Below are 14,211 nucleotides of genomic sequence, written 5' to 3'. Positions count from 1 at the left end.
TACTCGCTCTTGTTGCCGGTGGTGAGCACCAGCCAGCCGAACTTGTTCGACAGGGCCATCAGGAAGTTGCCCCGGATGCGCGACTGGATGTTCTCCTCGGTCACGTCCTCCGGCCGTCCCTCGAACGCAGGCGCGAGCGATTTCCGGTAGGCCTCCATCTCCTCGCCGATCGGCAGTGTGAGCATCGGGAAGCCCAGGTTCTTCGCGAGGGCGGCCGCGTCGGCCCCGCTTTCCTTCGCGCTGAAGCCGGAGGGCATATAGGCGCCCGTCACGTTCTCAGCACCCAGCGCATCCACGGCCACCGAAGCGGTGAGCGCGGAATCGATGCCTCCCGAGAGCCCGAGCACCACATGCGAGAAGGCGTTCTTCCGCACGTAGTCCCGCGTGCCCAGGATCAGCGCCTCGTAGACCTCGGCTTCTCCCGCGGGGGTCTGCACCGCCCGCACCTGGATCGTCGGCCGCGCCGGTTCGGGCACGGGGCGCAGCTCCACGATGGGGATCGGCTCCTCGGGCTCGTCGCGATGGGCCATCTCGCGGCTCCTCGGATCCTTGAGCCGTGCCGAGAAGACCTCGTCGAGGTCGATGTCGAGCACGACGAGGTCCTCTTCGAACGCCTTGGCCGCGGCGAGCGTCGTCCCGCGCGGACCGAACACGCGGCTGTTCCCGTCGAAGACCAGCTCGTCCTGTCCGCCGACGGTGTTCACGAAGGCCAGCACCGAGACCGCGTCCTGCGCGCGCGTGGCGAGCATGCGGTCGCGCGCGATCGACTTGCCCATGTGGTAGGGCGAGGAGGAGAGGTTGATCACGAGGTCGGCGTCGCCGTAGACGGCGAGCTGGTTCAGGCTGGAAGGAAGCCAGATGTCCTCGCAGATGTTCACGCCGAACGTGAGCGCGCCGCGCTTGCAGACGAACGGGTTCCGCCCCGGGCGGAAGTAGCGCACCTCGTCGAAGACCGCGTAATTGGGCAGATGGCTCTTGTGGTAGACGCCCGCGATCTCGCCGTCGTGCGCGATCGCCGCGGCGTTATAGACGTCCTCGGCGCGCTGCGCGAAGCCGACGACCGCGGTGATCCCGCGCGTCGCGCGGGTCACCTCGTCCAGCGCCGCCATGTTCTGATCGATGAATTCGGGGCGAAGGAGGAGGTCTTCGGGCGGATAGCCGGTCAGCACCAGCTCGGGAAAGGCGACCAGCTCGGCCCCCATCTCCCGCGCGCGGCCGATGAACTCGATGACCTTGCGCGTGTTGCCGGGGAGGTCTCCGACCGTGGGATTCACCTGGGCGAGCGCGATGCGGACGATCCGGCTCGCGCGGGATCGGGAGCCGGACCCCGGCGCTGGGCGATGACGGGTCATGAGCCGATGCTACCATGACGCAGCGGCTCGTGCGTCCCCGGCGGGCGCCCGGCCGGAGCGGTCCGGCAGAAGGCATGGGTGGTATATTCGGCACCATGACAAAGACTTCGGTCGCGGTCTTCGGCAGCAGCAAGGCGCCGCGGGATTCGCCCCACCACCGGCTGGCGCGCGAGCTGGGCGCTGCCCTGGCGCGCCGCGGGGCCGTCGTTCGCTGCGGCGGCTACGGCGGTGTCATGGAAGCGGTGACCGAGGGCGCCCGGTCGGCGGGCGGCAAGGTCGTCGGCTGCACGCTGGCCTGGTACCAGGAGACGCGCGTGCCCTCCTCGGAGCTGAGCGAGGTCGTCGAAGCGTCCGATCTCTACGAGCGGATCCGGAATCTGCTCGCGGGCACCCGGGCGGCGGTCGTCCTGCCGGGCGGCGTCGGAACGATGAACGAGCTCTTCTGGGTCTGGACCCTCCTCACGCACGACCGGGACGAAGACCCCGACGCGCTGGTGCTCGTCGGCGAGGGCTGGGACGAGCTCCTGGACCTCCTCGACAGGAAATTCGAGTTCGGCCCCGACCTCCGCGGACTGCTCCGCGTGGCGCGCGACGCGGAAGAAGCCGCCGCGATCGCGTGGGGGGCGTGAGGTGAGGCGGTTCGTCATTCTCTTTGCGATCGGCGTCGTGCTCGGAGGGACGGTCTCGTCCCATGCCGCCGCCCCCAGACGCACCCATGCCGCCTCTCCGAGTCGCGCCCAGGACTCCGCCGCCAAGGGCTCCCTCGCCCAGGTGCTTCCCTCCGCCTATGCGCGCACGTCCCGGACCTGGCCCAAGGTCGGGAACGGCTTCGAAGGCCGCCGGATCGTGACGTATCTGGAGCGCCGCGATACGCGGGCGATGGATCTGGCGCCCGTGCGCTTCGTCCCGCGCGCCGACACCGTGGCGGCGCGGCATCGCGACGCGTCGTTCGATCCGCGGGATGCTGTCTACAGCTCGTTTCGTGTCGGCGGCGACACGCTTCGCTTCACCTGGGGGCACATGGCCGAGGAATTCGGCGGCGTGCCCCGGATGATCCTGCCGAGCCCGGGCGCCGCCCCTCGCGCGCTCCTTCTTGCGCCGCTCGCACACTGGAACGTCGATGCGGTCTGGGTGGTGGACGACCACGTCGTCTTCGGATGCGCCAGCGAATCCGAAGGTGGGGGGATCGCCGAGCAGATCGTGGTCTGGAATCTCACCACCGGCAGCTGGTTCGGAACCCCCAGCGAATCGCCCCTGGCACACCGCGGTTTCAAGCTGCGGGACTTCTTCCCGGCCTGGCGCACGGCTCAGGCGGGTCTCGTGCAGGGCTCGGTCGTGCTCCTGGCGAGCGACCGCGCGCTCGTACTCGACCCCAAGGCGGGCTCCTGGTCGCTCGTGAGCGTCGCGGGCCTGGCGATCGGACCGAACGTCCACCAGATCGTTCGGCGCCTGGTACCCGTCACGGGAGCGATGCGCTCCCGCCTGCTTCCTCAGATGCTCGCCGCCTTCCAGGCATCGAATCGCGAGGTCGACAGCGTCCAGGTTCTCGAGGTGATGCAGGACCCATGCATCGCGCAGCGGGGCAGGACCGCCGTGCTCGCGATGGGGTTGGCGCCTTCGAAGACGACGACGGCCCAATCCACCGATATCGCGACGACCTTGAATCGCCAGCTCTTCGGGATCTTCCTGGCGGACAGCACGGCCTCCACGGTCATGGCGAAGATCGACATGTTCCCGACGGTGGCCTATCTCGACTACGTCGTGTACTTCGACCTGGAAGCCGCGGACGATGCGATCGTCATCTGGGGGCAGGGGAAGACGTTCGGCGGGGACGAGGCGCAGCGGGGCTACCGATGCGGGAACTGAGAGAGTCCGTCCGCGACCACATCGCGCGCGCGGACTGGACGCCGACGGGCGACGCGCAGGCGCGGCGCACGGAAGCGCTGATGATTCGCTCCTTCAAGGCACAGGTCGAGTCGATCCCGCCCTACGGGGCGTTCGTGCGTCACCTGGGCGTGGATCCCGCGCGGGTCGAGCGCTGGCAGGACATCCCGCCCGTTCCCTGCTCCGCGTTCAAGAGCCACGAGCTGAGCGCCGCACTCCCCGAGGAGACCTCCGGCGTCACGTTCGAGACCAGCGGCACGACGATCTCGCAGCCGGGGCGCGTGCGCCTTGCGGACACGACCCTCTACGAGACCTCGCTGCTCCGGAATTTCGAGCGCCACCTCCTGCCGGACGGACTGCGCCTCCGGGCGATCGTCTTCGGTCCGAGCGCGGCCGACGCGCCGCGCTCCTCGCTCTGGTTCATGGTGGACCGCGTGGCGCGCGAGTTCGGCCTGGAGCCGCTCTACGTGGTGCAGCACGGCGACCCGCGCTGGAAAGCCGCGGACGACGCGATCCGGCTCGCGATGGAGAAGGGCGAGCCGCTTCTCCTGCTCGGGACGACGCTCCTCTTCATGGCCTACTTCGAGCGGCTTCGGATCCTGAACGCCGCCTTCCAGCTTCCGGCCGAAAGCCGCGCCATGGACACGGGCGGGGCCAAGGGGATGATCGCCGAATTCACGCGGGCCGAGGTGGAGGAGGCGTTCGAGCGCCATCTGGCGCTTCGCCCGTCGCACGTCGTGAACGAGTACGGGATGGCCGAAATGGGAAGCCAGTTCTACGAGGACTCGCTGCGGGCGGCGCACGAGCGGCGGGAGGCGATTCCCGGCAAGCACCTTCCGCCCTGGGTGCGCACGCGCGTGCTCGATCCCGAGACGATGGAGGAGCGCCACCAGGGCGAGACCGGGATCCTCGTCCACTACGACCTCGCGAACCTCGAGGTCCCGCTCGCGCTCCAGACGGAGGATGTCGGACGCCGCCTGGGAGAGCACCTGATTCTCGAGGGGCGCCTCCTGGACGCCGAGCCGCGCGGCTGCTCCTTGGCCTACGAAGAGTTCCTGAAGCGGACCGGCGCGTGATCGACGGGTTTTACCTCCCGCGCGCGCTCGCGTCCGACGTCGAGACCTCGGTCCACCGCTTCGGCCCCGCGCACGACGCGGTGACGATCCGGCTGCCGGTTTTCCTGGCGGCCGACCTCACCCGATGGATCGAGCGCCTCCGAGCCGCGCGCGAGGAGCACCTCGCGCACCGGCCGATCGCGGAAATCCTCCGGCCCCTCGAGCGCGTGATCGCCCGCCACCTGGATCCCAAGGACCGGAAGCGGCGCGCCCTGGTCCAGGCGCTCCTGGAGTCCGGGCGCTACGCCGAGCCGATGGTCCAGCGCGCGCTGGACGACGCCTTCGAGCCGCTTGCGCACGGCGGTCTGCGCCGCTGGATCGCCTCGGAGCTGGGCTCGGTCTCCGCCCTCGATCGCCCGGTACCCACGCGCGAGGGGGTCCTGCGCCGCGCGGTGGGGCCGGAGTGGATGTTCCAGGTCTACGCGGGGAACGTTCCCGCCGTCCCGGTCTGGCCGATGCTGACGGCGCTGGTCTTGAAGTCGGCGCTCCTCGCCAAGACCTCGGCCCAGGAGCCGGTGCTCGCCTCGCATCTCGCGCGCGCGATCGCCGACGAGGACGAGGCGCTGGGGCGCTGCATGGCCGTGATCTGGTGGAAAGGAGGCACGTCCGAGCTGGAGCGCGCGGCGCTGGCCCAGGCGCCGGCGGTGCTGGCGTTCGGAGGCGAGACCGCGATCACGAGCCTCGCGCGGCAGACGCGGCCGGACGCGAAGACGGTCTTCCACGGACCCAAGGTGAGCCTGGCCTACGTCGGGCGCGGCGCGCTCTCGCGCGCGAACCTCCCGAACGCCGCGCGGCGGCTCGCGCTCGACGTCTCGCTCTACGACCAGCAGGGATGCCTCTCGCCGCACGCGGTGTACGCGGAGCGGGGCGGCGCCGCCACCCCGTTGGATTTCGCGGCGGCGATCGGCCATGCGCTGCAGGAGTCGGCGGGTGCTATGCCGCGCCGCGAGCCCACCGCGACCGAATCGGCCGCGCTGCAGCTCTATCGCGCGCAGGCGCGGTTCGACGCTTCCGCGTCCCCGGAGACGAACGTGCTCGCGTCGGAAACGGGGACGCGCTGGACCGTGGTGTGCGAGGGAGGCGCGCGCTTCGAGCCGGGTCCGGCCCATCGGACCGTGCGCGTCCATTCGATCACGGGCCCCGAGGAGTTCGAGCGGGCGGTCCAGGGCTCGGCGCGTTTCATCGAGGCGCTGGCTCTGGAAGAAACGAATCCGCGCCGGGCGGGCCTCGTGTCGCGGTTTGCGGCGCTCGGGATCCCGCGCATCGCGGGGTTAGGCTCGCTGCAGCGCCCCTCGCCGCTCGGAACGCACGGGGGACTGCGGCGCCTGGAGCCGTTCGTCACGTGGGTGACCGTGGAGGAGGCGCGGGCGCCCCGCGCGGCGAAGACGCGGCCCCGCTCAAACAAGGCGCGGCCCCGCGCGGCGAAGTCGCCGGTGCGCCGGCCAACGCGTGCGAAGCCGGTGAAGAAGAAAGCGGCTAGAACCTCGGCTTCAAAACCATCAGCGCGAGGATCCCGAACACCAGCACGAGCGCGCCGGCGTTCACGCTGAGCCACCGCTTCGCCATCCCCAGGAATTCGCTTGAGGTCTCCCGCTCTTCCTTGGCGTAGCCGGCCGCGGGCTCGGCCTCGACCAGCCGCTGCATCTTCTTCCGCGTGGGGATCAGCATGCCGTGCCACACCCCCGTCAGGATCACGTAGAGCAAAAGCGACACCACGACCCACTTCGCCTCCGAGAAGCGGATGTGCGCGAAGTGGAGCAGGCCCAGCCCGGTGATCAGGTTGACGAGGATCGCGGGAAGCGCGATCGACTTGCTCGTCCACTCCATCGTCGCGAGCGTGTAGCGGGTGATGGCCGAGCCTCCGCCGCGCGCGAGCGCGGATCGGAGCCAGAAGCCTGCGTACAGGAGCTCGGCGATCAGCGCCACCGCGCTCGCGGCGTGGAGGTAGACGAGCAGGTCTCTCACGGGGTGACGATGAGGACACCGGACATGGTGGTCCCGTGGATCAGGCAATGGTACGGGAAGGTCCCGGCCGTATTCATGGCGGCGGCCGCGCTGGTCGCGCCGGGAGCGAGCGTTCCGGTTCCAAACGCGGTGCCATTGTTCGCCGTGGCCGTGTGAGCCGTGGCGTCGGCGTTGTGCCATGAGACGGTCTGTCCCTTCGCCACCGTGGCGGTGTCGGGAGCGTACGAGTTGGCCCCATTGAAGCCGACGATCTGGATCGTCACGTCGGCAGGACCGCCTCCGCCCGTCGGATTGGTCGTTTTGTCCTTCTTGCACCCGAGCGCGTACACGCTCAGGACCACCGCAAGGCCCAAGAGAGCCAGGGTCAGTTTGGTCGCTCGATGGTGGTTCACGGAAACTCCTTCTTGGTTGTGGGTACCGGCCCGTCCCCAATACGAGCGGCCAGTCCCGCTGTCCCGCCAGCCTACCTCTATATACCACAAAAGCCTGGATCCCTCGCTTTTCCGCTGGAATCTAACGTGTACGTAAGGGTATGATGCCCTCGAAAGCCGATTCCGGAGACCCATGGAAAACCACGACTCGTCCAAGCTGCTCAAAGTTGGAGACATGGCGCGGCGCACGGGGAAGTCGGTCCGGGCGCTGCGGCTGTACGAAGAGCTGGGCCTTCTGGCTCCTACCGCCCGTTCGCACGGCGGCTTTCGGCTCTACGACGAGAGCGCGCTCACGCGCATCCGGTGGATCGAGCTGCTTCAGGAAAGCGGATTCACGCTTCATCAGATTCAAGATCTTCTGAAAGCTTGGCAAGCCACCCATTACGGTCCCGACGCGATGAAAGTGGTGCGCGCGACCTTCGAGAAGCGGCTCGCGGAAACGCGGGCCGCGCTCGAGCGCTTCGCGGCGCTCGAAAAGGAGCTGGAGGGGTCGCTCCAGTACCTGAACACCTGCGAGACGTGCCGCCCGCCGCGGACGACGCAGGAGGATTGCCCGCAGTGCCCCGAGGACCACGGCATGCAGGAGCCGCCGGCCCTGGTGGCCGGGTTTCAGGTCGGGGCGCGTCCCGGGATCTCCCTGCGGGTGCTGACGACGGAGAGCGCATGAGCGAGACGACCGCCGAAAACCGCGCCGATTCCACCGGCGCTCCGAAGGGAACCATCACCCTGACCCCCGCGGCCGTCGAGTGGGTGCTCCGGGTGCGGACCAAGGAAGGCAAGGAGGGGCAGGATCTCCGCCTGGGCGTCAAGGCGGGCGGGTGCTCCGGCTATTCCTATTTCATGGGGTTCACCACCGCCCGCCGCCCGAGCGACCTGGTCCTCGAGTACGAGGGGCTCACGGTGCTCGTGGATCCCCGCTCGCTCGAGATCCTCGACGGCACCGTCGTGGACTATCAGCGGGGCATGCTGGGAACGGGCATTCAGTTCAAGAACCCGCGCGTGAAGAAGTCGTGCGGGTGCGGCGACAGCTTCAGCCTGTAGCGGGCCCAGACCGGGCCCGGCCACCGCGCGCGCGGCGCGCACGAACCATCGAGAAAGGGAGCACATGAAGAGCGGCACGCCGACGCTTCAGATCGACAATCTCCACGTCGCGGTGGAGGGAAAGCCGATCCTCAAGGGGCTGACCCTCACGGTGAATCAGGGCGAGATCCACGCCATCATGGGGCCGAACGGCTCGGGCAAGAGCACGCTCGCCAACGCCCTCATGGGCCATCCGAAATACCAGGTGACCGGCGGATCGGTCCGCTTCAAGGGGCAGGACATCGCCGAGTGGAGCGCCGACGAGCGCGGGCGCCGCGGGCTCTTCCTCGCGTTCCAGTACCCGACCGCGATCCCGGGCGTCAGCGTGGCCAACTTCCTGCGCATGTCGCTGCAGGCGAGGCGCAAGGAGATGGGCGAGGAGAAGCCGCTTCCGCCCAAGGAATTCCGCGCGCTGGTGAAGGAGAAGATGGCGCTTCTCAAGATGGACGATTCCTTCGCGGGCCGCTACATCAACGACGGCTTCTCGGGCGGCGAGAAGAAGCGCGCCGAGATCCTCCAGATGGCGGTGCTCCGGCCGGAGATCGCGGTGCTGGACGAGACCGACTCCGGGCTCGACATCGACGCGCTGCGCATCGTGGCCGAAGGGGTCAACGCGCTGGCCGGTCCCGACCTGGGCGTGCTGCTGATCACGCACTACCAGCGCATTCTCAACTACATCAAGCCGCAGTTCGTCCACGTGCTCGTCGACGGCCGTATCGTCAAGTCGGGCGGGGCGGAGCTGGCGCACGAGCTCGAGGCGCAGGGATACATCGGCGTGGGCGATCCCCAGGCCGCTTGAGCGCCCCGGACGATAAAGGAGCCACGATGACCGAACAGTCGCTCGACATTCGCGAAGGCTACAAGGAGAAGTACGGCTTCCACGACGATATCGCCCCCATCTTCAAGTCCCGCCGCGGGCTGGACAAGGACGTGGTCGCGGAGATCTCGGCGATGAAGAAGGAGCCGGCCTGGATGCGCGACTTCCGCCTGAAGGCCCTCGAGCAGTTCGAGAAGAAGCCGCTCCCCAACTGGGGCGGCAACGTCGGGGAGATCGATTTCCAGAACATCTTCTACTACCTGAAGCCGACGGACGAGCAGGGGAAGAACTGGGACGACGTGCCCGCGGACATCAAGCGCACGTTCGACAAGCTGGGCATTCCCGAGGCGGAGCAGAAGTTCCTCTCCGGCGTGGGCGCCCAGTACGACTCGGAGACCGTCTACCACAAGATCAAGGAGGACCTCGCGAACAAGGGGGTCATCTTCCTCGACACGGGATCGGCCCTGGAGCAGCACCCCGATCTCTTCCGGCAGTACTTCGGGACGATCATTCCGCCCTCGGACAACAAGTTCGCCGCGCTGAACAGCGCGGTCTGGAGCGGCGGCAGCTTCATCTACGTGCCGAAGGGGGTGAAGGTCGACCTGCCCCTGCAGGCCTACTTCCGCATCAACGCCCAGAACATGGGGCAGTTCGAGCGCACGCTGATCATCGTGGACGAGGGCGCCTTCGTGCACTACGTCGAGGGCTGCACCGCGCCGATCTACGCGAGCGATTCGCTGCACGCCGCGGTGGTCGAGATCGTGGTGAAGAAGGGCGCGCGCTGCCGCTACACCACCATCCAGAACTGGTCGAACAACGTCTTCAACCTGGTCACCAAGCGCGCGGCGGCCTACCAGGACGCCACCATGGAATGGGTGGACGCCAACCTCGGCTCCAAGCTCACCATGAAGTACCCGAGCGTCTACATGATGGAGCCGGGCGCGCACGCCGAGATCCTGTCGATCGCCTTCGCCGGCAAGGGGCAGCACCAGGACGCCGGCGGCAAGTGCGTGCACGCGGCCTCCAACACCACGTCGAACGTCGTCTCCAAGTCGATCAGCAAGGACGGCGGGCGGGCCGGCTATCGCGGCCTGGTCAAGGTGGCCAAGGGCGCGATCAACTGCAAGTCGACGGTGCGCTGCGACGCGCTCCTCCTGGACGAGGACTCGCGTTCGGACACCTATCCCTACATGGAGATCGAGGAAGACAAGGTCTCGATCGGCCACGAGGCGACGGTCTCGAAGATCGGGGACGAGCAGCTCTTCTATCTCATGAGCCGCGGCATTCCCGAGGCGGAAGCGGCCGGCATGATCGTGAGCGGATTCATCGAGCCGATCACGAAGGAGCTCCCGATGGAGTACGCCGTCGAGATGAACCGCCTGATTCAGCTTCAGATGGAGGGCTCGGTCGGCTGATCGCCGGCCCGCCCCGGACGCCATAGACATGAGAGGAGAAAACGTGGCCCCTTCCGAAATCCCAGGCACCACGCTCGAGCCCGCGTCGGCCCTCCCCGGCCGGCTCGGCGGTCTGACCGACGCGGGCGTCTCCGCCCTCGCCGCGCGCGCGGAGGAGCCGGCGTTTCTCGCCGAGCGCCGCGCCCGCGCCTGGGCCTTCAGCCAGAAGACGCCCTTCCCGACGCGGGTCGAAGAGCTCTGGCGCCGCACCGACATCTCCGGCCTCAAGTGGGACGCGCTCCTGATCGACCGGGAGTCCCATCCGGCCGCGCGCTCCGTGGCCGATCTGCCGGCCGAGCTGCGCGCGGAGATCGGACCCGCCGAGGAGCGCTCGGCGCTCGTCGTCACGCTCGACGCCAACGTCGTGCTCCTCGACCGCGACGCCGCGCTCTCGCGCGCGGGGGTCACGGTGCTCTCGATCGCGCAGGCCGCGCGGGAGAAACCGGAGCTGGTCCAGCGGCTGGTAGGCGCCTCGGTGCGTTACGACGAGAGCCGCTTCACCGCCCTGAACGCGGCGCTCCGCTCCGAGGGCGTGCTGATCCACGTCCCCGCCGGCGCGGTGGTCGAGAAGCCGATCCGCGTGCTGATCGCGCGGGGAACGCCCGATCTCGCGATCTTCCCGCACCTGGTCGTCGCGCTGGAGAAGGGCGCCAAGGCGACCGTGATCGAGGAGTACGTCTCCTCGGGCGAGCCGGGGGTGGCGGTCGTGGTGCCGGTCACGGAGATCACGGTCGGCGAAGCCGCCGACCTCCATCTCGCCACGCTGAACCACTGGGCGGGCAACGTCTACCACTTCGGCGTCGAGCGCGCGCGCATCGGCCGCGACGCCCGCTTCCACTGGACCTTCGCCGCGCTGGGCGGAAAGCTGGTCAAGTCGGACATGGAGCTGCACCTGGAGGGCCAGGGCGCCGAGGGGAAGTTCTCCGGCTGCTACTTCGGCAACGAGTCGCAGCATTTCGATTTCCACACCTTCCAGAATCACGTGGTGGGCAACACCACCAGCGACCTGCTCTTCAAGGGGGCGCTGCGCGGCCGGGCCCGCACCATCTACCAGGGGCTGATCCGCGTGCACAAGAACGCCCAGCGCTCCGACGCCTACCAGGCGAACCGGAACCTGATCCTCTCCGACAAGGCTCGCGCCGACTCCATCCCGAGCCTCGAGATCGAGGCGAACGACGTGCGCTGCACGCACGGCGCCACGGTGGGGCAGGTGGACGACGAGCAGCTCTTCTATCTGATGGCGCGCGGGCTGGCCAAGCCCGACGCCGAGAGACTCATCATCTCCGGCTTCTTCGAGCCGGTGCTGGAACGGATCCCCTCGCCGACCCTGCGGGCCCTGGTGACCCAGGCGATGGACGAGAAGGCGGGGCGGTGACGATGACGCGCGCGGAGCGGGGGGCCGGAGCCGTGAACCCCTCCTCGATGCGGAGCGGCTCGGTCGAAGCGCCCGAGCGGCGGCTGGACGTGGCCGCGATCCGGAAGGACTTCCCGGTCCTCTCGCGCGAGATCTACGGAAAGCGGCTCGCCTACCTCGACAACACCGCGACCACGCAGAAGCCGGTCCAGGTGCTGCGCGCCATCGACTCGTTCTACCGCACCAACAACGCCAACGTGCACCGCGGCGTCTACCGCATGGCCGAGGAGTCCACCGAGATGTACGAGGCCGCGCGCTCCATCGTGGCGCGGTTCCTCAACGCGCGCTCGGCCAAGGAGATCGTCTTCACGCGGGGCACCACCGAGTCGATCAACCTCGTCTCGAACTCGTGGGGCCGAAAGTTCGTGGGCCCCGGCGACGTCATCGTCGCCACCGAGATGGAGCACCACTCGAACATGGTGCCCTGGCAGCTCCTGGCCGAGGAGAAGGGCGCCACGCTGCGCTACATCCCGGTGGACGGGAGCGGAAGGCTGGACCTCTCGAGCCTGGACGCGATCCTGGACGGCCCGGTGAAGCTCCTCGCGGTCGCCCATATGGCGAACGCGATCGGCACGATCAATCCCGTCGAGGAGCTGATCCGCCGGGCGCATGCCGCGGGAGCGGTCGTGCTCGTGGACGGCGCGCAGAGCGTGCCGCACCTCGGCACCGACGTGCGCGCGCTCGACTGCGACTTCCTCGCGTTCTCCGGCCACAAGATGCTCGCGCCCACCGGCATCGGCGCCCTCTACGCCAAGCGCGAGCACCTCGAGGCGATGCCTCCCTTCTTCGGGGGCGGCGAGATGATCCGCGAGGTCAAGCTGTCCGGGTCGACCTGGAACGACATCCCGTTCAAGTTCGAGGCGGGCACCATGAACATCGGCGACACGATCGCGCTGGGCGCGGCGATCGAGTATCTCGAGGGGCTGGGCATGGATGCCGTGCGGCGCCACGACGCGGACCTCACGGTCCAGGCGCTCGAAGGGCTGGGCGCGATCCCCGGCGTGACGATCTACGGACCGCCGGCGCCCGAGCGCGGCGGGATCGTCTCGTTCACCGTGGAGGGGATCCACGCCCACGACGTGGCCGCCGTGCTCGACCGCGAAGGCATCGCGGTGCGGGCGGGGCACCACTGTACGATGCCGCTCCACGCCAAGTTCGGGATCGCCGCCTCCACCCGCGCCTCCTTCTACGTCTACAACCTTCCCGAAGAGATCGACCGGCTGGTCGCCGGCGTGCGGAAGGCGAAGCAGGTCTTCAACTCCTAACCTATGAGCCTGGACGACCTCTACCGGCAGGACATCCTCGACCACTCCCAGAATCCCCGGAATTTCGGCACCCTCGATCATCCGGAGATCAGCGCCGAGGATTCCAATCCGCTCTGCGGGGACAAGATCCGCATGGATCTCCGCGTCAAGGACGGTACCATCGAGGACGTGAAGTTCACCGGCGTCGGCTGCTCGATCAGCCGCGCTGCGGCCTCGATGCTGACCGAGGAGATCAAGGGGAAGACGCTGGAGGAGGTGAAGCGGATCGGGCGCGACGACGTGCTCGAGCTCTTGGGGATCGAGCTGGGTCCGGTCCGGCTCAAGTGCGCGCTCCTCGCCCTGAAGACGCTCAAGGTGGGGATCTACGGGCTGCAGAGCTGGAAGGAAGAGGAGGAGGAGTGAGCGAGTGCGGGAGGGCGCGGTCGTGATCGAGAAAGCGGCCCGGTACGTGAAGGTGGGCAAGGTCGCGGACATCCCGGAGGGCCGCCCCGAGACGTTCGAGGTGGAGGACCGGCACATCGCCATCTACCGCCTGAACGACGGCTACTACGCGATCGAGGACATCTGCACCCATGACGGCGGGCCGCTGGCGGAGGGAGAGGTCGACGACGACGTCGTGATCTGCCCGCGCCATGGCGCGCGATTCAGCATTCGGACCGGTGCTGCGCTCTCCTTCCCGGCGGTGACGCCGGTGGACGCCTACCCGGTTCGCGTGGAAGGGGACGACCTGCTGGTCGGGCTCCCGGAGGACTAGACATGGCGAGCGACGAAGAAATCCGCACCGCGCTGGAGGAAGTGGTGGATCCCGAGATCCACCTGAGCATTATCGACCTGGGCCTGGTGCGCGAGATCGACCAGAGCGTCGAGCCGCACGTCGTGCGCATGCTGCTCACGACCCCCTTCTGCCCCTACGCCCCCCAGATCGTCGCGCAGGTGAAGGAAGTGACCACGCGCGTGACCGGGAAGGAGACCGAGGTCGAGATCCTGCCCGATCCCTGGTCCCCCGAGATGATGTCCGATCCCGGCCTCCTGGGCCGGTGGTGATCCGGCCGTGCCCACCCCCAAGCTGAGCGACGCCGAGATCACGGCCGCGCTCGCGGAGCTGCCCGGCTGGAAGCTCGAGGCCGGCATGCTCCAGAAGACCTACAAGCACGCGACCTTTCCCGAGGCGATCGTCTTCGTGAACGCCGTCGCCCATTTGGCCGAGCTGGCGAATCACCACCCCGACGTCGACATCCGCTACTCGAACATCACCCTGCGCCTGACGACGCATGACTCCGGGGGCATCACGGGGAAGGACGTCGCGCTGGCGAAGGAAGTCGAGGCCGTGCGGAAGAAGATGGGCGTACCGACGTAGCAGCGTACGGCGATGCCGCTCGTCTGCGTTGTACGAGGCCCTTCCAGCGACGCCGCCACTAATTAACATAAATATAA

Annotated in this window: 17 protein-coding genes; 14 read left to right on the top strand and 3 right to left on the bottom strand. The window is 68.4% G+C overall.

The genetic code is table 11. The annotated features are described in order from the left end of the window. On the bottom strand, positions 1-1,352 hold a 1,352-nt coding region (nadE, locus tag VE326_04900), incomplete at its 3' end, for an NAD(+) synthase (protein HYJ32536.1). A gap of 95 nt (positions 1,353-1,447) precedes the next feature. Here nadE and VE326_04895 point away from each other — a divergent pair. Genes VE326_04895 through VE326_04880 form a run of 4 tightly spaced genes read left to right on the top strand, consistent with a single transcriptional unit; the run spans position 1,448 to position 5,901 of the window. Beyond that, on the top strand, positions 1,448-1,981 hold the full coding sequence (locus VE326_04895; GenBank protein HYJ32535.1) for an LOG family protein: 534 nt from the start codon (positions 1,448-1,450) through the stop codon (positions 1,979-1,981). Position 1,982: 1 nt separating this feature from the next. Then, positions 1,983-3,218: a hypothetical protein gene (locus VE326_04890; GenBank protein HYJ32534.1), complete on the top strand. Its 1,236-nt coding sequence runs from the start codon at positions 1,983-1,985 to the stop codon at positions 3,216-3,218. After that, a complete protein-coding gene (locus VE326_04885; GenBank protein ID HYJ32533.1) occupies positions 3,206-4,312 on the top strand; it encodes a hypothetical protein in 1,107 nt (368 codons plus the stop codon). The genes VE326_04890 and VE326_04885 overlap by 13 nt, the downstream gene beginning before the upstream one ends. Next, positions 4,309-5,901 carry an acyl-CoA reductase gene (locus VE326_04880; protein HYJ32532.1) on the top strand — a complete coding sequence of 531 codons (1,593 nt, stop codon included), beginning with the start codon at positions 4,309-4,311 and terminating at the stop codon, positions 5,899-5,901. Before VE326_04885 ends, VE326_04880 begins: the two co-directional genes overlap by 4 nt. On the opposite strand, the gene VE326_04875 is transcribed toward VE326_04880, so the two are convergent. Together VE326_04875 and VE326_04870 are read right to left on the bottom strand one after the other, a co-directional pair. Next, complete coding sequence (locus VE326_04875; GenBank protein ID HYJ32531.1) at positions 5,828-6,316, bottom strand: DUF2269 family protein; 489 nt, start codon at positions 6,314-6,316, stop codon at positions 5,828-5,830. The two genes, VE326_04880 and VE326_04875, sit on opposite strands and share 74 nt — an antisense overlap. After that, on the bottom strand, positions 6,313-6,708 hold the full coding sequence (locus VE326_04870) for a cupredoxin domain-containing protein (GenBank protein ID HYJ32530.1): 396 nt from the start codon (positions 6,706-6,708) through the stop codon (positions 6,313-6,315). Before VE326_04870 ends, VE326_04875 begins: the two co-directional genes overlap by 4 nt. A 172-nt stretch (positions 6,709-6,880) precedes the next feature. Between VE326_04870 and VE326_04865 the strand changes: the two genes are divergently transcribed. The 10 genes from VE326_04865 to VE326_04820 all read left to right on the top strand — a co-directional run bounded on the left by VE326_04865 (position 6,881) and on the right by VE326_04820 (position 14,134). Beyond that, on the top strand, positions 6,881-7,414 hold the full coding sequence (locus VE326_04865) for a MerR family transcriptional regulator (GenBank protein ID HYJ32529.1): 534 nt from the start codon (positions 6,881-6,883) through the stop codon (positions 7,412-7,414). Beyond that, the gene (locus VE326_04860) at positions 7,411-7,788 is read left to right on the top strand and encodes an iron-sulfur cluster assembly accessory protein (GenBank protein ID HYJ32528.1); all 378 of its coding nucleotides are present in this window, start codon (positions 7,411-7,413) and stop codon (positions 7,786-7,788) included. Before VE326_04865 ends, VE326_04860 begins: the two co-directional genes overlap by 4 nt. 64 nt (positions 7,789-7,852) lie before the next feature. Further along, a complete protein-coding gene (gene sufC, locus VE326_04855; protein HYJ32527.1) occupies positions 7,853-8,626 on the top strand; it encodes a Fe-S cluster assembly ATPase SufC in 774 nt (257 codons plus the stop codon). A 26-nt stretch (positions 8,627-8,652) separates the two neighbouring features. Beyond that, a complete protein-coding gene (gene sufB, locus VE326_04850) occupies positions 8,653-10,059 on the top strand; it encodes a Fe-S cluster assembly protein SufB (protein ID HYJ32526.1) in 1,407 nt (468 codons plus the stop codon). Positions 10,060-10,102: 43 nt separating this feature from the next. Further along, the gene (sufD, locus tag VE326_04845; protein HYJ32525.1) at positions 10,103-11,473 is read left to right on the top strand and encodes a Fe-S cluster assembly protein SufD; all 1,371 of its coding nucleotides are present in this window, start codon (positions 10,103-10,105) and stop codon (positions 11,471-11,473) included. Between the two features lie 2 nt (positions 11,474-11,475). Next, positions 11,476-12,777 (top strand): cysteine desulfurase, encoded by a 1,302-nt coding sequence (locus VE326_04840; GenBank protein ID HYJ32524.1) that lies wholly within the window; start codon positions 11,476-11,478, stop codon positions 12,775-12,777. 3 nt (positions 12,778-12,780) lie between these two features. Continuing rightward, entirely contained in the window at positions 12,781-13,179 is a 399-nt protein-coding gene (locus VE326_04835; protein HYJ32523.1) for an SUF system NifU family Fe-S cluster assembly protein, read from the top strand. A 22-nt stretch (positions 13,180-13,201) separates the two neighbouring features. Continuing rightward, a complete protein-coding gene (locus tag VE326_04830; protein ID HYJ32522.1) occupies positions 13,202-13,531 on the top strand; it encodes a non-heme iron oxygenase ferredoxin subunit in 330 nt (109 codons plus the stop codon). Between the two features lie 2 nt (positions 13,532-13,533). After that, entirely contained in the window at positions 13,534-13,821 is a 288-nt protein-coding gene (locus VE326_04825) for a metal-sulfur cluster assembly factor (GenBank protein HYJ32521.1), read from the top strand. A gap of 7 nt (positions 13,822-13,828) precedes the next feature. Beyond that, a complete protein-coding gene (locus VE326_04820; GenBank protein HYJ32520.1) occupies positions 13,829-14,134 on the top strand; it encodes a 4a-hydroxytetrahydrobiopterin dehydratase in 306 nt (101 codons plus the stop codon). Positions 14,135-14,211: the final 77 nt, after the last annotated feature.

This window comes from Candidatus Binatia bacterium (assembly GCA_035631035.1).
Lineage (GTDB): Bacteria > Eisenbacteria > RBG-16-71-46 > SZUA-252 > SZUA-252 > DASQJL01.
This window is presented reverse-complemented; position numbering and strand designations above follow the sequence as displayed.